The sequence below is a fragment of the Chryseobacterium cucumeris genome (genome assembly GCF_016775705.1).
In the GTDB taxonomy this organism is placed as follows: domain Bacteria; phylum Bacteroidota; class Bacteroidia; order Flavobacteriales; family Weeksellaceae; genus Chryseobacterium; species Chryseobacterium cupriresistens.
Genome location: NZ_CP068760.1, coordinates 3,162,154 through 3,182,555 on the forward strand (window position 1 = coordinate 3,162,154; position 20,402 = coordinate 3,182,555).

Annotated in this window: 15 protein-coding genes; 6 read left to right on the forward strand and 9 right to left on the reverse strand. The window is 37.3% G+C overall.

The window, feature by feature from the left end; all coding sequences use genetic code 11:
* Positions 1-15: 15 nt before the first annotated feature.
* From JNG87_RS14195 to ahcY, 5 genes are all read right to left on the reverse strand, one after another.
* Positions 16-1,575, reverse strand: a complete 1,560-nt coding sequence (locus JNG87_RS14195) for a BspA family leucine-rich repeat surface protein (RefSeq protein WP_202838966.1) — start codon at positions 1,573-1,575, stop codon at positions 16-18.
* 338 nt (positions 1,576-1,913) lie between these two features.
* Entirely contained in the window at positions 1,914-2,306 is a 393-nt protein-coding gene (gene yiaA / locus JNG87_RS14200; protein WP_034699887.1) for an inner membrane protein YiaA, read from the reverse strand.
* 362 nt (positions 2,307-2,668) lie between these two features.
* Complete coding sequence (locus JNG87_RS14205) at positions 2,669-3,466, reverse strand: hypothetical protein (protein WP_202838967.1); 798 nt, start codon at positions 3,464-3,466, stop codon at positions 2,669-2,671.
* A 120-nt stretch (positions 3,467-3,586) separates the two neighbouring features.
* Positions 3,587-4,384 carry a hypothetical protein gene (locus JNG87_RS14210; RefSeq protein ID WP_202838968.1) on the reverse strand — a complete coding sequence of 266 codons (798 nt, stop codon included), beginning with the start codon at positions 4,382-4,384 and terminating at the stop codon, positions 3,587-3,589.
* 103 nt (positions 4,385-4,487) lie between these two features.
* Positions 4,488-5,801, reverse strand: coding sequence for an adenosylhomocysteinase (ahcY, locus tag JNG87_RS14215; protein ID WP_123843016.1), 1,314 nt, complete (start codon positions 5,799-5,801; stop codon positions 4,488-4,490).
* 168 nt (positions 5,802-5,969) lie between these two features.
* Here ahcY and JNG87_RS14220 point away from each other — a divergent pair, with 168 nt between their 5' ends.
* Complete coding sequence (locus JNG87_RS14220) at positions 5,970-6,488, forward strand: pyridoxamine 5'-phosphate oxidase family protein (RefSeq protein WP_202838969.1); 519 nt, start codon at positions 5,970-5,972, stop codon at positions 6,486-6,488.
* A gap of 179 nt (positions 6,489-6,667) precedes the next feature.
* A complete protein-coding gene (locus JNG87_RS14225; protein ID WP_202838970.1) occupies positions 6,668-7,282 on the forward strand; it encodes a 4'-phosphopantetheinyl transferase family protein in 615 nt (204 codons plus the stop codon).
* Here the strand turns inward: JNG87_RS14225 and JNG87_RS14230 are convergent.
* Positions 7,263-9,527: an FUSC family protein gene (locus JNG87_RS14230; RefSeq protein WP_202838971.1), complete on the reverse strand. Its 2,265-nt coding sequence runs from the start codon at positions 9,525-9,527 to the stop codon at positions 7,263-7,265. The genes JNG87_RS14225 and JNG87_RS14230 overlap by 20 nt on opposite strands.
* 230 nt (positions 9,528-9,757) lie before the next feature.
* Here JNG87_RS14230 and blaCHM point away from each other — a divergent pair, with 230 nt between their 5' ends.
* Complete coding sequence (gene blaCHM / locus JNG87_RS14235) at positions 9,758-10,516, forward strand: CHM family subclass B1 metallo-beta-lactamase (protein ID WP_202838972.1); 759 nt, start codon at positions 9,758-9,760, stop codon at positions 10,514-10,516.
* Positions 10,517-10,851: 335 nt separating this feature from the next.
* Here blaCHM and porV read toward each other — a convergent pair whose 3' ends face one another.
* Both porV and porU read right to left on the reverse strand, forming a co-directional pair.
* On the reverse strand, positions 10,852-12,015 hold the full coding sequence (porV, locus tag JNG87_RS14240) for a type IX secretion system outer membrane channel protein PorV (protein WP_062674515.1): 1,164 nt from the start codon (positions 12,013-12,015) through the stop codon (positions 10,852-10,854).
* Between the two features lie 60 nt (positions 12,016-12,075).
* Complete coding sequence (porU, locus tag JNG87_RS14245) at positions 12,076-15,978, reverse strand: type IX secretion system sortase PorU (RefSeq protein ID WP_202838973.1); 3,903 nt, start codon at positions 15,976-15,978, stop codon at positions 12,076-12,078.
* Positions 15,979-16,142: 164 nt separating this feature from the next.
* On the opposite strand from porU, the gene gldJ reads away from it, so the two are divergent.
* Together gldJ and JNG87_RS14255 are read left to right on the forward strand one after the other, a co-directional pair.
* Complete coding sequence (gene gldJ / locus JNG87_RS14250; protein WP_110011788.1) at positions 16,143-17,744, forward strand: gliding motility lipoprotein GldJ; 1,602 nt, start codon at positions 16,143-16,145, stop codon at positions 17,742-17,744.
* Between the two features lie 152 nt (positions 17,745-17,896).
* Complete coding sequence (locus JNG87_RS14255; RefSeq protein ID WP_202838974.1) at positions 17,897-19,168, forward strand: UDP-N-acetylmuramoyl-tripeptide--D-alanyl-D-alanine ligase; 1,272 nt, start codon at positions 17,897-17,899, stop codon at positions 19,166-19,168.
* 166 nt (positions 19,169-19,334) lie between these two features.
* Here JNG87_RS14255 and JNG87_RS14260 read toward each other — a convergent pair whose 3' ends face one another.
* Positions 19,335-19,943: an NUDIX hydrolase gene (locus JNG87_RS14260; protein WP_202838975.1), complete on the reverse strand. Its 609-nt coding sequence runs from the start codon at positions 19,941-19,943 to the stop codon at positions 19,335-19,337.
* A 36-nt stretch (positions 19,944-19,979) separates the two neighbouring features.
* Between JNG87_RS14260 and JNG87_RS14265 the strand changes: the two genes are divergently transcribed.
* The gene (locus tag JNG87_RS14265; RefSeq protein WP_034699917.1) at positions 19,980-20,369 is read left to right on the forward strand and encodes a hypothetical protein; all 390 of its coding nucleotides are present in this window, start codon (positions 19,980-19,982) and stop codon (positions 20,367-20,369) included.
* The last annotated feature ends 33 nt before the right edge of the window (positions 20,370-20,402 follow it).

A 20,402-nucleotide genomic window follows, 5' to 3' on the forward strand; every position in this document is an offset into this window, starting at 1 on the left:
GGGAAAAATTTATGGTTATTTTTTAATGAATTTTGAAGAAACCGTTTTTTCTTTCATGACAAGTTGTATCATATAATTTCCTTTTGGCAGAGTGCTTACATTGATGATATCATTATTAGGATTTCCTTCTTTTACAAGTCTTCCGCTGGCATCATAAATTTTATATGCCTTAATATCAGCTATTCCATCAATGTGAATATCATCCACTGCAGGGTTAGGATAAAGCAGAGGCTTTTTGTTCAGCTTTATATCCGATAAAGATAATAAGCAGCTTCCTGGAGTATCACCTACAAATGACCACCCTTTATTGATCAGAATATCTCTTTTGTCTGATACATTGGGAGCATATTTTAGTACTGTTAAGGAACCTAATGAGATATTGTTTGCTGTATTGGGGTTGTCTGCCCATCCCACGAGTGTTTTGCTGTAATTTTCACAATTAAGTCCTGACAGTGTTAAAGAGCCTGCACCATTAATAAGTGAAACCAAATTCCAGTTTCCTAATGGCTGATTGTAATTCGTTGCACCATTCAGTATATCATCTATTCTCTTTACTTTGGTCATGTCCCAATTTTCTAAAGACTGATTAAATGATGTACAGCCATGAAATATATGCGCCATATTGGTCACTTTTGAAGTATTCCAGTTTAAAGGCTGATTGAAGACAGGAATCATGTGAAGCATAAAGTGCATATCTTCAAGGCTTGAGGTATCCCAGTTATCCAGACGTTGATTAAAACTTAAACACTGCCCGAACATCCAGCTCATATCGGTCACCTGGGAAACGTCCCAGCTATTAAGAGACTGGTTAAAAACTTTTCTGTTTCCAAACATATAGCTGAGGTTGGTAGCAGAAGACATATTCCAGCTGTCAAGATAAGGCGGGTTGAATTGCTCAGTCAGCCCGGCTGCTGGGGGCGTATCAAATAAAAGTGAAAACATAAAGCTGAAATTCTTAATTTTCGATGTATCCCAGTTTTGCATAGAACTGGCACCCTTAAAGCTGGTTGTGCCATAAAACATGAAAGAAGCATCCTCCACATTATTAAGATTGGGAGTATCGGTTGCCGTAAGCTCCATAAGCCTGCACAGACTAAAGGCACCGTTCATCGTAGTCCATGAAATATTACCCCATTGCTCTATTTCCAGTATCTTATCTGAACTTCCATTGATCTGCCAGATAGGAATGATTTGCTCAGGACCAGGAAATAATTGAGCAGTTCCGAATTTTATCTGCCTGAACATTCCGTTACCATTCGTAACTTTCACCCTGTATTTGGCATCATTTTTTTCTGCGATTGATGTACCAAAGTCGATAAGAACCTGTTTTGTGGAAGTTACATCGAGGAGGGAGCCATTGTGCTGAGGATAGCCCACTTCCTCCCAATAAATATCATAATTATCGCCAATCCCGGGAAACCATATCTGTTGTGTGGTTGCCTGGTACGGAGCGTCTACATTTACCGCCGGTAATACAGTAGAGGCCGGCTTCCAGATAGTGATAAATTCATTTTGTGCCTTTGCGAGAAATAGTAACAAAAGAAAAATGAGTGTTGGAATTTTCTTTAGAATCATGGTTATCGTTTTATGGGTATTAGTTGTTGTCTTGGGCTATTGTTTAATAAATAGAAAGGAGAGATCCTCTTATCCGCCAGAACTTGTTGCTGAACGGATATGGAATTTTGATCATGTTCCTATATGACTTTACCGGAAGTGTTTTTTGCGAAATGAAATGATAATATATGGAGAGAAAAAAGTGAAAGTTTTTGTGCATGTCATTAGTTTGTGAAATAAGCAATGCTAAAATAATAAAAACTTAATATATTTTCAACTTAAATGTAAAATTTATAGTATTTTATAAATTTTAATGAATTTATGTAAATAAAAAAACTCTCCGTTTTGGAGAGTTTACTTTATTCCTGAAGCATATTATCACGGGTGTTTTTCTGAACTGCAATAGCTCCGAAGAGTGCCAGTAGAAAGGCAAAGGCATAAAAACCTTTTTCACTTGGAAGGATGGTGGCATTCCAAAGTCCGATGGCCAGTAGTACAATCGATGATAATGTTGCAAACCAGCAGATTCCATAATAAATATCGGTTACCTGAATGTTTTCTAATCTGTCACGTACTGCTTTCTGTAACGAAACCACAGCAAATAAGCCATAAAGAAGGATGGTGAAATAATATCCTTTCTCATTCAGCAGCATTTCTGCTCTTGCAAGACCGACAATAAAGCCGATCATTCCTGCTCCCAATGCTACCCACGACGCAGCCACAAATGCATTCGATACTCTTTGTTTTTTCATAGTTTAATGTTTTATTTAAGAGGGCTAAGATATTCATTTTTTATAAATAGAGCTGTGACAAAGGAAAAATATGGGAAAAATACTGGATAGAAGGATGAAGTAGGTGTATGTTTCAGGCTCCCTTCGTCTAAACTCAGGATATCACCCGTTACTATTGAATAATATAAATCTATTCATCATTCATCACTCATCATTTATCAATTATAATTCATCATCTTCTCCTAGCCCCGATAGCAGCGTTTACCCCGAAGCATGAGTGGGAGAGTTGGTGGGTAAGAGGCTGGGGCAGGTTGGAGCGAGGAGTATGAGCGGATAGCGGGAATCAGCTCATAAAAAAACTCTCCAAAATGGAGAGCCTTGTTTTACAGAGTGATATATTCGTAAGTATATTTTGCATAATCATTATTATCCAGTTTTACCATGACCTGAGTTGGCAGTTGATTACTATTATATTCTATCTGATAGGTAAAATTCATAATTTGACTCCAGTTTCCAGTGCCATCTTTGCCACTTATTTTTACTGTGGTATAATTATTTTGACTTAAAAACTCTGCTCCTCCCATAATCATTCTAAAATATTTGCCCATCAAAGAATAGGGATTTACCTTATTATCATATGAAAATTCTTTTTTATTAGTATGTGGACCGCCGATACCATCACTAACCGAAATTTCTTCCGAAACATTATCACCACTATAAGTATATGACATGGTAGACGGAATGGGACAACTGGAAGACTCACAAGTAGAAGTAGCAGTAACTTTACCATAAGTATAAGTCATTGTTGTATTATAGTGAGTATCTGGATCTATTTTCTTGATCATCGTAAGCTGATCACCATTATAAGTAAAGGTTTTATAATAAGCTACGGTACCATCTGCTTTCTGGTAAGTGATTTTTGAAGGTTTTCCGGCACCATCATATTCCAGAACGGAGGTTGTAGTTTCTGATGTAATTTTAAGTAATTGTTTCTGACTGTTATAATCTAATTTTGTAATACTGGTGTGCGGCCCGGAGGGACTTGTATAATAAACTGTAGTGACTTTACTTAATAATATTTGAGAATCAGAAGGATTGGGTTCATTATTTTCGTCATTATTGCTACTGCAGTTGAGGAATAAAAATGAGCTCATCAACCCGATAAATAATTGGTTTTTCATGTATTTAAAAGTTTTATTAAATAAGGATTAAATATATTCATTATTTATAAAAACAGGCTTAATTGATGACGAATATATCAGATAAAAAAACTCTCCAAATTTTGAAGAGTTAAAGCCTTATTATTGAGTGATATATTCGTAAGTATACTTCGCTGAAAGATTTCCGTTGGCTTCTTTTGAAATCACCTCAGTAGGATAACCAGCGCTGTTGTATTGAATGGTGGAAGTTCGGGTTTGATTTTGTGTCCAGACTCCATTACTTTTATAGCTGATTTTTTCCGACAGATAATTGTTTTGACTTACAGCGTAGGCTCTTCCCATCATAATTTTTAAATATTTGTTGATATTGATGTATGGGTTCTGTTTATCATCATATGAGTAAACAATTTTTGTGCTGTAGCTGGATCCTCCACCTTCTGAAATTTCTGTTGAAATATTGTTTCCATCATAAGTATAAGTATCCACGATGGGGTTGGAACAGGCTGGTGACTGGCAAAGAGATGAAGAAATTACCTGTCCGTTGGTATTATAATTATAAGTAATGGTTCTGTTATAATCCGGATTAGTAGTATAAATGGCTTTAACCGTCGTAAGCAGATCTCCATTGTAACTATATGCTGAGTAATAGTCTACCGTACCATCTGGTTTATAATATGTGGTTTTAGTTGGTTTTCCGTTACTGTATTCAAACTTGGAAGTTCCTAAAGCTGACGATGTTTTGATAAGTTCACCCTGATTATTGTATTCCAGAGTTTGTATGCTTGTCTGCGGCTGCAATGGATTGTCATAATAAACTATTGTGACTTTGCTTAATAATACTTTAGAAGAGGTATTGTTTCCCTCATTATCATCATTACTGCTGCAGCTGTTAAAGAAGATTACAGAGCCCGCGAGCCCCAGAAATAAGAATTTTTTCATGTTATTTTTTTAGGGGACAAAAATAACGAATGCTTTATTTCTCCGCATAAAAAAATCCCACTATCTTACCAATAGCGGGATCATATCATGTTTTATTAAGATCTTAGTATCTGTAGTATTCAGGCTTGAATGGCCCTTTTACGTCTACACCGATATACTCAGCCTGCTCAGGAGAAAGAGTTTCAAGCTCCACGCTTAATTTCTTAAGGTGTAAAGCAGCTACTTTTTCATCCAGGTGCTTAGGAAGCATATATACTTCGTTTTTGTAAGCTGCAGAGTTATTCCATAGTTCGATCTGAGCTAACGTCTGGTTAGAGAAAGAGTTAGACATAACGAAGCTTGGGTGGCCAGTAGCACATCCTAAGTTAACCAATCTACCTTCTGCAAGGATGATTACTTCTTTTCCTTCGATTGTATAGATATCCACCTGAGGCTTCACTTCAGATTTAGTATGACCATAGTTTTTGTTCAACCATGCCATATCGATTTCATTATCGAAGTGACCGATATTACAAACGATCGCTTTATCTTTCATTTTAAGGAAGTGTTCTCCTCTTACGATATTGAAGTTACCTGTTGTAGTGATGATGATATCAGCATTGTCTACCACAGTATCTAATCTTTTTACTTCATAACCGTCCATAGCAGCCTGAAGTGCACAGATCGGGTCGATTTCCGTAACAGTAACGATAGAACCAGCTCCTCTGAATGAAGCTGCAGTACCTTTACCTACGTCCCCGTATCCGCAAACTACCACTCTTTTTCCAGCAAGCATTACGTCTGTAGCTCTTCTTACTGCATCTACAGCAGATTCTTTACATCCGTATTTGTTGTCGAATTTAGATTTAGTAACCGAATCATTTACGTTGATGGCAGGCATTACTAAAGTTCCGTTCTTCATTCTTTCGTAAAGTCTGTGAACACCTGTAGTGGTTTCTTCAGAAAGACCTTTGATATCCTTTGTGAACTCAGGGTATTTATCAAAAACCATGTTTGTTAAATCTCCACCATCATCCAGAATCATGTTTAATGGCTTTCTGTCTTCACCGAAGAATAAAGTCTGCTCAATACACCAGTCAAATTCCTCTTCATTTAATCCTTTCCACGCATACACCGGAATTCCAGCAGCAGCAATAGCAGCAGCAGCGTGATCCTGTGTAGAGAAAATATTACAAGATGACCATGTAACTTCAGCTCCTAAAGCTACAAGAGTCTCGATAAGCACAGCCGTTTGGATGGTCATGTGAAGACATCCTGCGATTCTTGCTCCTTTCAGTGGCTGAGATGGTCCGTATTCTTCACGGATAGCCATCAAACCTGGCATTTCTGCTTCTGCAAGGGTAATTTCTTTTCTACCCCATTCTGCAAGGGAGATATCCTTAACTTTATAAGGAACGTATTGTGTTGTAGTACTCATATGTAATGAATAGTTTTTAAAATTCAATTGATAACGAAAGGCAAAATTACGATTTATAATTAAGATATAAAAACAACCGAGCAAGTTCAGGTTTATGAGATTAAACATAGTTTAGTATTATTTAGTCTTAATATAAATAACTAATTTTAGCTGATAAACAAATATATTATGAATCAAACCCATACAGAAAAGAGAATCAAACCTGTTGCTCCCAGAGTACAGGAACTGATCAATGCTTCAAAAAGTGTAATTCTTGCTACTGTTGATGCCGAAGGAAATCCTAATTCAAGCTATGCACCTTTTGTACAGGTAGATCAGATATTCTATATTCTGGTATCTTTCATGGCAAAACATACTAAAAATCTTGCAGACGGAAGAAAAACATCTGTTATGTTTATTGAAGATGAATCTGCCACCAAACAGATCTATGCCCGCGAACGTCTGACCATTGAAGCAGCCACTTCTCAGATTGAAAGAGATTCTGAAGTATGGAATGCTGTTGTTGGGAAACTTAGAGAAACTCATGGCAAAGTAGTAGAGGTAATTTCCGAAATGGGAGATTTTATTTTAATTGCATTGCAGCCTGTAAAAGGCTCTTATGTAAATGGTTTCGGAAGTGCTTATTTTGTAAATTCAAAACTTGAAATTATAGAGCACAGAAATGATGTGAATCATCAGTCTAAATAATTAGCTGGAAGATGGAAGAATGATGCTGGAAGTTATAAAGATTAAGGAAACAAAGAGTTTGTTTTTTCCTCAACGGAAAATTATTTTTACGATGAATAGTAACTTCCATCTTCCGGCATCCATCTTCCATTCCTTTCAACTTCCGCATCTTTTCACTATTTTTGTCCAATAAAAAAAGAATGCCCCTCTACAGAGATTTTTCAGATGATAATGCCACCATTCTGGTTTGGAAGTACGATGAAAGTGAAGAACTTGATATCAACCAACTTCTGGAGCCTGAAAATGCTGAGAAGGTAAAAGATTATCATCCTAAAAAATTGCTGGAAGTCCTGATGGTTCGCAAGCTCCTGAAAGGATTAAAGCCTAATTCTAAAATTTTATATAAAGAAAGAGAGCCTTTTCTTTCTCCCTACGATGCGGAAATATCTATTACGCATTCTTTTCCTTTTGCAGCGATTGCTGTTTCTAAAAATAAAATAGGAATTGATATTGAGAAATTCAATCCTAAGATTTTAAGAGTGATTGATAAATTTACCTATGAGAATGAGCGTGGATTTATTCTGGAAGACAAAGCGGATACTTTCTATACCATTATATGGAGTGTAAAAGAAAGCATGTACAAAATTCATCACTCAAAATATTGGTCTTTAAAAAAGAATTATGAAGTAAAGCCTTTTGAGCTGAAGCACCTTCATAAAATCAGTTGCCGTGTTTACGATGATCAGTTTTCAGATGAATTCAAAGCCAGGGTGGAATTCTTTGACGATTACTGCTTTACGATTGTGGAGGAGTAGGCTCAGTTTCGTTTTTATATTTTTCGATCACTTTTCTCTGCTCTTTTGCGACATCATAGATCAGCTCAAGAATATCGTGGATATTTTTAAGCTCGGTTAAATGTGAAATTTTATCAGGATCTCTTCGGTCAACAATTTCATTTTCTTCAATCTCTGTTTTTCTTTTCAGGAGCATATCTTCAATGGAGGAATCTTCCGGCTCAAGACGGCTTTCCATTTTCAGTGTTTCGTTAATATCATTTCCGTTGAGAAGGGTAGAGGTTTGCTGCATTTCGGCCTCAATCTTTCTGCTCCAGCTTTCAGCATCTATTTCAGGATACTGCTCATTACTTTTTGCATATTGGGATAGGGAAGCCGTATAGGCAGTAATCAGGTGAGATGTTGCCACAAACTGGTGAACCACTTCCAGTTTTTTCTGCTGATTTTTAGGATCAGAAATCATTCTCTGGAAATTATCGGAAAGGTTAGCCAAAGAAATAATGGCATTTTTTCGCTTTACCTTATAATCTTCGAGATCGAAATTTCCCTGTAGGAATTTGGAAATCACGCTCTGGAAGTAGATAAGGTTGTCCGCGGCAGACTTCTTCATTAGATCCAGGTTTTGCGTATGTTCCCAAACCGGCAGTACAATATATGACACGGCAAAGGCAATGATCCCGGCAATAGCAGTATCCAGGATTCTGTCTTTAAAAATAACATTGACTTTCCCTGGGTTTAAGAAATTAAAGCTGAGGAATACATAGATTGTCATAAATAATACCGCCCAGAAATATCTTCCTTTCAGAAAGCTGAAACACATGATCATGCTGATCAGAAGGATCGCAAATAAAACGCCATTAATATGGACAAAATGGAGAATGGCATAAGCTATACTTGCTCCGGCAATGGTTCCATAGAGACGGAGAAGGTTTCTCTGTTTAGTGATGGAATATGCGGGTTTTAAGATCGCTGTAATGGTAATTAATATCCAATACGTGTGTCCAAGTCCCAGAAAATCGAACATAGAAAAAACGTATCCCAATAGCAGAGCTGTTGTAATTCTTATAGCATGGCGGAAATGGGAAGATGATAAGGAAATATTATTTCTCAGAACCTTAGCATTCAGTTTAGGTTCATTGGGCATAAATTTCTTAAGATCCAACCCTGTAGATAAACTTTTCGCCAGCTTGATATCCTGTGAAAATACTTTATATATTTCGTTGATTTCTTTCGTGATTTCATAGATACGCATCAGGATCTGGCGCAGGATCATGAAATTTTCCAGATTGTCGGGAGAAAGCTGTTTATTTCTGAGTTCGAAATAATTATAATTTAAGTTATTTAATTCCTCTTCCAGATTAAACATCGGCTTGGCTCTGGTACCACTTTGCAGGGCGATTCCGATATTGGTGATCTCTTCCGCCAGAAGGTTAAGATAATCATGGATATTCACCAGGATCATACTGTCTTCAAAGCTCTGCTGTAACTTTTGATAGTCACTTTCCGAGGTCATCAGTTTTTCATGAAGGTCCATCGAATTAAGAAACATCAGCATTAATAAGCGGCTGGTGGTCGTAGATTCATTGACAATAGTTCTGGTTTTGAAAACGGTTTCTCTGGTATCTTCCTGAAGGTTTTTTATTTCAATCTGCTTGGCAATAACCTGAGTGGTCAGCTTATTAAAATCCGGATTTTTCTGATAATAATTGGCTTTGATCTTTAAAAACTCAGCCAGCTGAAGATAATTTTCGCCAATCATCTGGCTTGCCAGTTTATAAGGACGAATGGTAGTTACAATAAGGAATATCAACAGAAACCAGATACAGCCTGAAGCAAATATCAGCAGACTTTTAAAAATATTGCTTCCTGTAAGATGCCCGTCAATAAAGATGGCCAGTACTACCAAAGATAATGAGCCTACTGCAGCCAATCTCTGGCCATAAACGCCAATCAGGGAGAAAAACATCCCGAAGACAATGACTTCCAGAATGACCAGCACTTTAATATTCATCACAAGACTGGCAATAAGTGCTACAAAGACAAAACAGCAGATCGCAAAAGTAAGGGCATTTCTTCTTCGGATAAATGGACCTGGCTGGTCGGTAAGGGCTACAAAGCTGGTTCCTAGTGGGAAAAGGAAGTATTCTTTCAAAATCCCGAAGTGGGCGAGGACTAAACAAGGCAGAACAGTAGCTAATGTAATTCTGATCGCAGAATATACATACTGACTGGTTACAAATTTTTTTAGTTCCGCCGAATAGTTCATATTACAAAAATAGCTATTGAATTTAAGAAAATCGCCATAAATAAGAGACTTTTATTAACTTAAATATTATATTTTTTTTAATTAAGATGTAGTATTATTTAAAATAAATTGACAGATGAAACATATGAATGAGTCGCCACTTACAATTCGTCATTTTTTAACACAACAGCTAACAAATCCTGTTCCACGAATTCCTATCTTAGCTTATCTCAAGCGTAAATTATCATTTTATGAATTTCATCAGTAAAAATATAGTGGCCATTTTGTTTCCTTTGATCATGTTAAGCTGTAGCTCACAGAGCAAAAACAGTTTTAAAGCAAAGAAAATATATGAATCAAAAACCCTGATCATTACTCAGATTTCAGAGAATTCTTTTATTCATACCTCCTTTAAACAGACCAATGATTTCGGGAATGTACCCTGTAATGGATTGATTGTAAAAGATCATCACGAAACCGTTGTTTTTGATACACCTACCAATGATAAAAGTTCAGAAGAGCTGATACAATGGATTAATGAAAAGCTTGATTCGAAAATTAAGGCCATTATTCCAACCCATTTTCATGATGATAGCTTAGGAGGATTAATGGCTTTCCATAAAAAGAATATTCCCTCTTATGCATATGCTAAAACCATCGAATTAGCAAAAGAAAATAATTTTGTTATTCCTGAAAACAGTTTTAATGATTCTGTTATTTTAAAAGTCGGGGATAAAGATGTCATTGCAAAATTTTTCGGTGAAGGGCATACAAAAGACAATGCTGTGGGATATTTTCCAGGCGAGAATATTTTATTTGGAGGCTGTTTATTAAAAGAGCTGGAGGCGGGGAAAGGGTATCTGGGAGATGCCAATCTTTCTGCCTGGTCCAATACCGTTGAAAAAGTAAAAAAAGAATATCCGGATGTGAAAATTGTTGTTCCCGGACATGGCGACTACGGTGATGGAAAACTTCTTGACTATACGATTACATTATTTAAAGGTCAATAGTGAATTTTTGCTTCGCAAAGTGAATAGTGAATGTTTGCAGCATAAAAAAATTGACAAGCGAAGCGGATTGACGATTGACTATTCACGAATCAAAAGTAAATTTTTACTTTGCAAAGTGAATGGTGAATGATTGCAGCATAAAAAAATTGACAAGCGAAACGGATTGACGATTGACTATTCACTAATCAAAAGTGAATTTTTACTTTGTAAAGTGAATGGTGAATGATTGCAGCATAAAAAAATTGACAAGCGAAGCGGATTCACCATTGACAATTGACATAAAAAAAGCCTCCATACAATAATGTATGAGGCTTTTTTTATCGCTTTTTCTTTTATTAACGATCGTTGTTGGATGTTTCTTCTCCGATGTTCCAGGTTAGACCGAAACGAAGCGTGTTATCCAAAGCACTGTTGATCTTAGACATATTGATCAGGTAAGAAAGATCAAGTCCGAAAGAACGGTATCTTAGCCCAACCCCTGCAGTTGCAAACTGTCTTGCTCCCTGCTCTTCACTTTCATGGAAGTAACCTCCTCTTACAGAAAATGCATTGTCATAAGAATATTCCAGAGCACCACTGTACATGATACTGTTTTTATTTTTGAAAGATTTTCCGATACCAGCCATTGGTCCTACATTCGGGATCTGGTAGATAGGCTGTCTTGTATTCGGGTCTATTCCTGCATACTCAGATCCAGGAACTAATAGTTTTGAACCTTCCACAGAAATTCCAACTCTGTTCATATCATCCAGGTACATATCGTATCCAACCCCTAATCTTGCCATAGTAGGAAGATAAGATCTTGATTCTTCATTCCCTGTATAATCCAGTTTTGGACCTAAGTTCTGAATAGCTAAACCTGCATTGATTTTACCATCATATCCGCCAATACTGGAGAATCTTGGAGAGGTATAGTATCCTGAAACGTCTACTGCAAAACTGTTCGCAGCCTTAAGTGTTGTATCTGTGTTGAATCCTCCGGCTAAGTCTGAACGGATAAATCTACCGGTAACAGCTCCGGAGAATGAATCAGAAAGTTTCAAAGCGTAGGCAACGTCAATGGAGAATTCGTTTGGTTTTGATGTACCCATAGAAGCAATTTCTGTACCCACCAATTGAGTCAGGTCTACCTGTCCCATATTGAAATAATAGATACTCGCGGAGATTGTAGATCTTTCTTCCTGTCCTAAAAACTTATGGAACGAAGCATATAATAAGAATACATCATTGGTAAGTTTTCCCATGTAAGGCGTATAGTTAAGACCTACGGAAGAACTTGTCCTGCTGAAAGGGTATTTAGCCGCATTCCAGAATTGTGAAAATGCATCCGGAGAGGTTACCACCCCCTGATCTCCCATACCTCCCGATCTTGCATCAGGTGCAATTCTTAAGAAAGGAGCTCCGGTAAGAACTGGGTTTACTTTACCTAAATCTTGCGAATAGCCTAAAAAACCAGCACTCAAACCAAATCCTAATAGCAGTTTAGTAGTTAAATTCATATGTTGTCTTTTATATATTATCAGTTTTTTATTAATATTATTGTCTATTGTTCTATTTTATTATTTCAAAAGTACCATTTTTTCTACAGCTGTAGCACTTCCTTTGCATTTTTCTTGATTTTGACTTTTTGCAAATATCTTAAAAATATACGTACCTTTTGCTACAGTAGCTCCAAAATCATCTCTTCCGTCCCATTCTATGGCCTGACGAGGGGTTCTGAAGCCCTGTAGGAACGGTTCTGCAACCACCGGCTGCGACAAAGTTCTTACCAATCTTCCTGTTATTGTATAAATTTGTACGTTCACATCCAGAATATCATCACAATTGTGTTCAAACTGAATATAGGTTTTGTTGGTAAATGGATTTGGCCAGTTCAGCGGACGGTTTATTGTCAGATGCTGGTCAGACTCATCTTTAACTTCAAAATTTAACGTAGCAGTTGTAGAATTATTGTTTATATCCCAAACTTTAAATGTTAATTGATGCTGTCCTATTGCAAGATTTCTGAAAGGGTAGGTTACATTTCCTTTCTGGTATTCAGCAAGACTAGGATTTAAACATCCGTTTCCTTCTCCCGGAGCATAAAAATCATTTAAAACAACAGTATTGATAATCTGCCCGTCAAGATATACTGTAATATCATGCCCTACACCGGATCCTGTTGAATTAATTCCTGTATCATCGGTAAGACAGGCAAGAAGCATTGGATTCTGATTGGTAATTCCACCATCTGCAAAGTTGGTGTTGTTCATATACAGTTTTACTTTTGGAGGCTGATTATCATTGATTCCGTTTGGATTAATATCGCCTACCTGTACAGCCTGATTGTTGAAAACATCCGTTGACTTATTATCTGCATAGGCTAGTATTCTTCCCTGGCCTACAGCATAGTTAATGTCTTTAGGTACATAGAATTCAGCAGTGAAAACCCCATTTACAGCAGTTCCTGCAGATTTTACAATAGCACTTCCTTCCTCAGTATACTCTAACACCGGAGATAAAACGCCACTGTTATTTAATGTTTTTTTATTTAATCTCTTATCAAAAATATTGATGCTGACCTTTCCGTTGAAGGTATTGTTCAGTGTTCCGTTCGGATTATTGATGTGTCCTTTGATTTTTACAAAATCCAGCCCTCTGATCAGTCCCGGAACAGGTGTTTCAATATTATCAATAACCAGGAGTCTTTGTGGTCTGCTTAATTTCATGGCAGGATCACCCAGTAAGTTTACTTTTAAGTGGTTACTGTTTGGTCCTTTTTGTTTTTTGGCAATTAAGTGGGCATTCCCCAGCGTATTAAAGTCGTCATTGGTTAACTTAAAAATATTCTGAGTAAAGGTATTGGTAAAATCACGTCCATAATCAACCCCGATAGCACGGCTGGAAGTAATCATGGTAGAAACACCTCCCTGTTTCATCTTAATAAACTGTTCTCCTACAGAGTTGGTTGAAGGTTCGTCCCATAATGTAAACTCACAGGTAATGGTAGATACAAACGGGAATCTGCTGTATACATTAGAGAAATTGTTGGCATTCTGAACTTCTGTGCTGGTAAGTACTCTTTCCTGTGCCCAGCCATTGATTCCTCCGTGTCCGAAATAAAACAGATATAAGCTGTTTCCGATAGCATTGGAAATGGCCTGGTTTACCTGCGGATATCTTCGTCCTCCGGAAGTACTCTGGGCGGTAAAGGCATCCATGTATAATTTTTTAACATTATACTCTTTAAGTTCTTGCTGGCCAGGCTGTTCAAATATGCCGGCAAGGGAGTTGTTCATGACATTGTGGAAAGGGCTTCCCCCTTCGTTGTTATCATCCACTACAAAGTCAAGTCGCATACGCCAGTCTCCAAACGGGCTCGACTGTCCCTGAAGGGAATTATAGTAAGCCAGTGTTTTATTGATCATATCTCCGGCTTCACTGGCATTGGCTGCCGGAATTCTGCCAACCGGAAGATCCGGAAGGTTGTTTTCAATTAATAATGTATTCTGCGGCTTGGTCATTACGATATAATCATCCGTCACAAAAGAGGATACATAATCGGAAGACTGCTCACTCTGATAGCTGGCAACAACGTTTGAATTATTCGGAACCCTGTTTTTATAATCGTATGAAGCATCCCCAAGGATAAATACATATTGAAGTCTTCCCAGTGGAGTATTGAGTTTACTTACGAAATCTCTTATCGCGGTAAGATCTTTACTTCCGCTGCCATATTCCTCGTAGATTTTATTGATGTCAACAATTTCTACCTTATAGTTATTCTTGGTTTGATGGTAGTTGGCAATTCTCTGAGCCTGGCCCATCATTTCAGGAACGGTAAGGATCAGATAATCTACGTTTTGTATTGCGGAAAGATTCTGATTCGAGATTCTTCCCACAAACTGCGGACTGAAAGCCGCATCAGCACGGAAAGCTACAAACTCATTGTTGAAATTCTGATCAGCAGCTGTGTACGCAAAGCTGAAGGAACCGGCTCCTGCCTTATTCACTCTTCTATTGGCGTTTGTAATATCCGTTACATCCCATACCTGTTCTATAGCAGCAGCATTACTGATACTGAAACCATAGTCTGTATTGCTTCCACTTACAATTGAGTAATCCCTGAAGTTCATTTGTGAACCATTGAATGCAAGGTTTTCCTTATACTGAACCTCTACATAATCAAAATAGAAAGTTCCATTCGGATTCTTGGAGATATCAGGATTATAAACCAGTGTAAACTGATTTCCGGTAAGATTGGTTAATGTTCCAGTATAAGTTACCGGATAGAAAGTATACTGATACGAAGAGGTGTCTGTAGGAATTACCTGCAGCGGGTGCGGATTTAAATTGTTGATTTTAAAATCTATCGTATTCTGCTGGGAATTGTACGCTACCACCTGGGTTCTGTATCGTATTACATCATTCGCCTGTATCGGGGAATTGGTAGTAAATGTTACTGTTTTTTCATTGGTGAAAGGAATATCTTCTACCCATGTTCTTCCTACTTTTAACAGGTTTTTCTGATCCTTGTTGATCACCTGGTAACTGTCATACCTTGTAATCAGCTGGGCTGGAAGGTTTCCGTCTACAGTCGCAACCCTTTTCCCCGCACCTTTATCAAAGTTGATATAATAATAGGAGAAATCCTCATAGATGTTTTTGACATTATTGCTTCTTTCACTGAACCGGGTATCGTGTCTTTTAAAACCGTTCCCGTTGGAAGTATCATAAAGGTTGTATCCGTCGGGACCCTGTGCATAGAAAAGAGCGTAGTCATTGTCATTCCATACCCCGTCATCTTCACCTACCACCTGAATGGCATTTTCCTGTAAAGCACCGTATCTTGGATCCTGGTTGTATTCGGGAAGCATGATTCCCCCGTTTCCATAAATTCTGAAATTTTTAGGATTTACAGAACCCGGATTGATTCCGTTGTCTTTTAAAAACTGCGAAGTGATTTTGAATACTCCGGACTTGTCTACCTTTATTTTATAAAAATTTCCACTTGATAAAGGATTGCCGGTGGTTCCTATTTTATTAACAGTTCCTGTTGTATTGATAAAAGAAGAAGCTTCCGAAACATTAAACGAAGATAATCTCTGAACACGGCCTTTTACATTTTTAAATAAAGCAATACTAATGCTGGCATAGCTTTCACCATCTAAAGTATAATAGGAAACATCTGCTACATCATAATCAGGAAGTCTGCCCTTATCCAGTTCAAACAAATCCTGATTTGAAACGCTTTCCCAGACAAGGTCTGAGATTTTTAATTGCTTTTCTCCGATTTTTTGCTTGCTTACGATAAAAACATTATTTTGGCTGTAAGAAAAACCTTCATTTTTAAAATTAGGAAGATTTAATTTTGTGTCACCAAAATCCTGGATTTTAGAACCATTCCATTCTATGGTGTTTCTTTGAGCGTAAAGTGTTGATGCAAAAGCGATTAAAGATAAAATCGTAATTTTTCGTTTCATGTTTACTATTGAAATTGCTAAATTACAAAATAAATGAAAATTTTAGAATTAAATTGTGATACAATAAAATTAATTTGTTAACGTTTTTCAAAAAAATCAAATGTTTACTTGATTTATTGAATAATTTATTTTTTCTTTGTACTTTGAAAATATTTATATCGACTATGAAAAAACTAAAGTTGTTTTCATTAATAGCATTAAGTTCTACACTTGCATTAACCAGCTGTGGCGGATCAGGAACCAGCAAAGGTGGCGGTACCAAAAAATTTGTCAGCAAAACAGGTTGGAAACCAAACGAAAAACAGGGTTGGTTTTTTGCAGGAAAGCAACAGAAGCAGAAGGGTTGGCCTGGGATGGTATATGTAGAAGGTGGAACTTTTACAATGGGATTAGTGAAAGATGATGTTATGCACGATTGGAATAACACACCTCGCAGAATGCAGGTAAGTTCATTCTTTATCGGAGAAACTGAAATTACTAACTACGAATACCGCGAATACCTTACATGGTTGAAGTATGTATTCCCACCAAGTGACCCGAGTTTTAAGGAGATCTATAACGGTGCTTTGCCGGATACCTTATTATGGGACAACAAATTAGCAAGAAACGATTATAACGAAACGTATCTGCGTTCTCCGGAATTTGATTACTATCCGGTAGTAGGAGTTTCCTGGACTCAGGCAAACAGATACTGTGAATGGCTGTCTGACAGAGCCAATGAAAAAGCTTTGATGCAGGCTGGTATTATTGCCAAAGATTTGTATATCAACGAATCCAACAACCAGGGAGGAACTGCTTTCAACATGGATAAATTCAAATCGAATGATCCTGAAATGCAGGGATATATCAATGAGAAAAGAATGCAGCAGAAAACTGGTATGAAAACGACAAACCAGAGATTGCTTGCAGCTAACAGAGCTCCGAATTCTGCAATGGTACAGAAGTTCAGACTTCCTACTGAAGTAGAATGGGAATATGCAGCTCTGGGTATGGCTAAAAACAGAGAATATAACCAATATCTGGGTAAAAAACCTCAAATTGAAAGATTAAGAGGTTCCAAAGGAAGAGACAGAGGAATGTTCCTTGAAAACTTCAAAATGGGTAGAGGTGATTATTCTGGTATCGCAGGTTGGAAAAATGACGGATCAGCTCAGACTTCTGACGTAAGACAATATCCATCTAACGATTTAGGAATCTACGGTATGTACGGAAACGTTTCTGAATGGACGGCTGACGTTTACAGACCTATCATCGATGAAGATTACAACGATTTCAACTACTACAGAGGAAACATGCCTCAGGCGATCGTAAGAAACGGTGACGGAACTTATAAAATGATCGACGAAGGTACTATCAAGTATGATACGTTAGCGGATGGAAGATTAGTTTACAGAGGACTTCCTGGACAATTCGAAAGACAAACTATTGCTGACTACAGAAACTACAGAGATGGTGACAGACAGTCTTCTTTAGAATATTACAGAGCTTCTGATTCTGCTGCCGGATTCGATATGTACAACGCTCCTAAAACAAGCTTCGTTGTAGATGGAAGCGGTAGAGTGAAACTACAAAAAGATACCAAAGACAGAACTTCTGCAATCTCTAACGAGGTTAGAGTAGTAAAAGGAGGTTCATGGCAGGATACAGCATACTGGCTGGATCCGGGACAAAGAAGATATAAAAATCAAAACAGAGCTTATGGTTGGGTAGGTTTCCGTGTTGCACAGGATGCTAAAGCCAGCGATAAGAGTAGAACTAGAAGATAATATTTATCAAAAAATACTTACAAAAAACCTTCCGGACTTTCGGAAGGTTTTTTTATTTTTGAACCATGAAACCGCTTGGGCTGAAAAGCCTGAAATACTCGTGTAGATTTGGCGGTTGCATGTCAATTCTTAAAAAAAATATATATTTCCACATGAATATAGAACAGTTTTATCCTTTATTTCTGCAGGCGGCAAAAGTAACCATTGACAGCAGAAAAATAGCAGAGAATGATATTTTCTTTGCCTTTTCCGGTGAGAATTTCAATGCAGCTACGCTGGCAGAAAAAGCCATTGATGACGGAGCTCTGGCAGTGATTGTTGAACTTCCGGAATTCGAAAACATAGATAAAAACATTTTCTATGTTCCTTCTACGCTGGAATTTTTACAGCAATTGGCAATCTATCACAGAAGCCAGCTTCATATTCCTTTTATCGGGCTTACGGGAAGTAATGGAAAGACGACTACAAAAGAGCTTATCCATGCTGTTCTTTCAGAAAAATTTAATGTTCAGTATACATCTGGAAATCTCAACAACCATATCGGAGTTCCGTTGACTATCCTTTCCATTAAACCGGAGCATGAAATGGCCGTGATTGAAATGGGAGCGAATCATCAAAAGGAAATTGAATTCCTTTGTACCATTTCACAACCTGATTTCGGATATATTACCAACTTTGGGAAAGCTCATCTGGAAGGCTTCGGAGGTTTTGAAGGAGTGATAAAAGGAAAGTCTGAGCTTTATGACTATCTTAAAAATAACAACAGAACGATTGTTGTGAATGAAAACGATCCGATCCAGGCTGAAAAGACTGAAAACTATTCACCTAAAATTACTTTCGGGAAAGAAACATCGGATTACAATTTTGAATCTTTTTCCGCTGAACATTTTGTAGGATTGACTTATCAGGGCGTAAAAGCCGTTTCAAAACTGACAGGAGAGTATAACTTTACCAATCTCTGTGCTGCTGCCAGTCTTGGCCTTCATTTCGGAATCAGCTTTGAAAAAATTAAGCATGCTCTGGAGCTGTATACCCCCACCAATATGAGATCTCAGGTGGTGAAAAAAGAGGGCAGGACTTTGGTGCTTGATACTTACAATGCCAATCCAAGCTCTATGACCGCTTCTTTAAATAACTTTATCAGTTTTGAAGGCAGCAAAACCATTATCATCGGAGATATGCTGGAATTGGGGGATGAAAGTGAGAAAGAGCATCAGAACATCTTAAAACTGGCTCAGGATCTTCATTTCGATGAGATCATTACTGTCGGAAAACATTTTAAAGCGGTTAATCATTCGGAACTTGCTTTTGAAAATACAGCCGAATTAACAGAATACCTGAAGCAGAATACCATTCAGTCTGATAATATATTGTTGAAAGGTTCCAGAGGAATTGCTCTGGAGAAAGTAATCGACTTTATTTAAAGTAAGGAAGCTGGGCGCTGGGGGAGGAGTGTTCATGAAGGAAGGAAATTAAAGACCGTTCTCTTATTTCTTCAGCTTTATAAAATTTCACTGATGAATAACTTAAAGAAGTAATTGGCCGGATAGTAACTTCCGGCTTCATTCTTCCAGCTTCCAGCCTTCTTACTTATTTCTTCGAATCCCAGAATTCTTTTACGATTAGTTTGATATTTTTAAAAGTACTCGGGAACACTTCATTTTCAATTTCTGAGGTCGTTTTCCAGGCTACTTCGGTAATACCTTCTTCTATCTGCGGTTTGGAAGTATCTTCGCCGTCAAAGTTCATTTCAAACCAATGGGTGCATTTTAAGATTTTCTCCCCGTTTCTTTCTACATAGATATGATAAGTCGTGTTGATGAATTGTACAAGCTCAACATCACTCAACCCTGTTTCTTCCTCTATTTCCCGTACGGCAGACTCTTCTCTGGATTCTCCTTTTTCCATTTTACCCTTGGGAAGATCCCATTTGCCTAATCTTCTGATGAAAAGAATCTTACCTTCAGGATTATTAACGAGACCACCTGCCGCCTCTATAATTCTGAAAAGCTTTTGAAACTCCTGCCAGATTTCATCCAAATTCTCTCCATACACATTAAGTTCCTGCACAGAAGTATTCTCCAGAAGATCCAGGGCGATCTCTAAAGTTGTATAATTTTCGTATCCAAGCTTTTTTTCAAGTTCTTCAGGATGCTTAGATAGTAATAATTTTTTTTCGTTGACAAAAACTTTATACATTTGTAATAGTTAAGAATTTAAATACAAAAATAAAAAATGAATTTAGAAGGACGAAAGATTATTGTCAATAAATCATCTAAAGAACTTACAGAGTTGCTGAAATCTCCTGAAAATTATAAAGATTTTATGCCAGACGGTCTTCAGAAATTTGAAACAAGAGATAACGGATTTAAATTTGGATTACAGGGGATGCCTGAAATCGCTTTAAAAATAGATGAAGTGGATGATCAGAAAGCTGTTTTAAGGTCTGCAAGTTCAAGTCTGGACTTCTCATTAACAGCGACATTGAACCCGATCAGTGAAAACCAGACCGAAGTTCAGATGTTATTTGAAGGGAAATTCAATCCATTCATCAAAATGATGGTAGAAAAGCCTTTACAGAACTTTATCAATACGCTTACGGATAAAATCGAAGCTTATAAATAATAAAAACCTTCATTTTGAAGGTTTTTTTATTTT

Excerpts from the sequence above, each read along its gene's own strand:
- JNG87_RS14195 (WP_202838966.1), bottom strand. The coding sequence starts at position 1,575 with ATGATTCTAAAGAAAATTCCAACACTCATTTTTCTTTTGTTACTATTT.
- yiaA (WP_034699887.1), bottom strand. The coding sequence starts at position 2,306 with ATGAAAAAACAAAGAGTATCGAATGCATTTGTGGCTGCGTCGTGGGTA.
- JNG87_RS14205 (WP_202838967.1), bottom strand. The coding sequence starts at position 3,466 with ATGAAAAACCAATTATTTATCGGGTTGATGAGCTCATTTTTATTCCTC.
- JNG87_RS14210 (WP_202838968.1), bottom strand. The coding sequence starts at position 4,384 with ATGAAAAAATTCTTATTTCTGGGGCTCGCGGGCTCTGTAATCTTCTTT.
- ahcY (WP_123843016.1), bottom strand. The coding sequence starts at position 5,801 with ATGAGTACTACAACACAATACGTTCCTTATAAAGTTAAGGATATCTCC.
- JNG87_RS14220 (WP_202838969.1), top strand. The coding sequence starts at position 5,970 with ATGAATCAAACCCATACAGAAAAGAGAATCAAACCTGTTGCTCCCAGA.
- JNG87_RS14225 (WP_202838970.1), top strand. The coding sequence starts at position 6,668 with ATGCCCCTCTACAGAGATTTTTCAGATGATAATGCCACCATTCTGGTT.
- JNG87_RS14230 (WP_202838971.1), bottom strand. The coding sequence starts at position 9,527 with ATGAACTATTCGGCGGAACTAAAAAAATTTGTAACCAGTCAGTATGTA.
- blaCHM (WP_202838972.1), top strand. The coding sequence starts at position 9,758 with ATGAATTTCATCAGTAAAAATATAGTGGCCATTTTGTTTCCTTTGATC.
- porV (WP_062674515.1), bottom strand. The coding sequence starts at position 12,015 with ATGAATTTAACTACTAAACTGCTATTAGGATTTGGTTTGAGTGCTGGT.
- porU (WP_202838973.1), bottom strand. The coding sequence starts at position 15,978 with ATGAAACGAAAAATTACGATTTTATCTTTAATCGCTTTTGCATCAACA.
- gldJ (WP_110011788.1), top strand. The coding sequence starts at position 16,143 with ATGAAAAAACTAAAGTTGTTTTCATTAATAGCATTAAGTTCTACACTT.
- JNG87_RS14255 (WP_202838974.1), top strand. The coding sequence starts at position 17,897 with ATGAATATAGAACAGTTTTATCCTTTATTTCTGCAGGCGGCAAAAGTA.
- JNG87_RS14260 (WP_202838975.1), bottom strand. The coding sequence starts at position 19,943 with ATGTATAAAGTTTTTGTCAACGAAAAAAAATTATTACTATCTAAGCAT.
- JNG87_RS14265 (WP_034699917.1), top strand. The coding sequence starts at position 19,980 with ATGAATTTAGAAGGACGAAAGATTATTGTCAATAAATCATCTAAAGAA.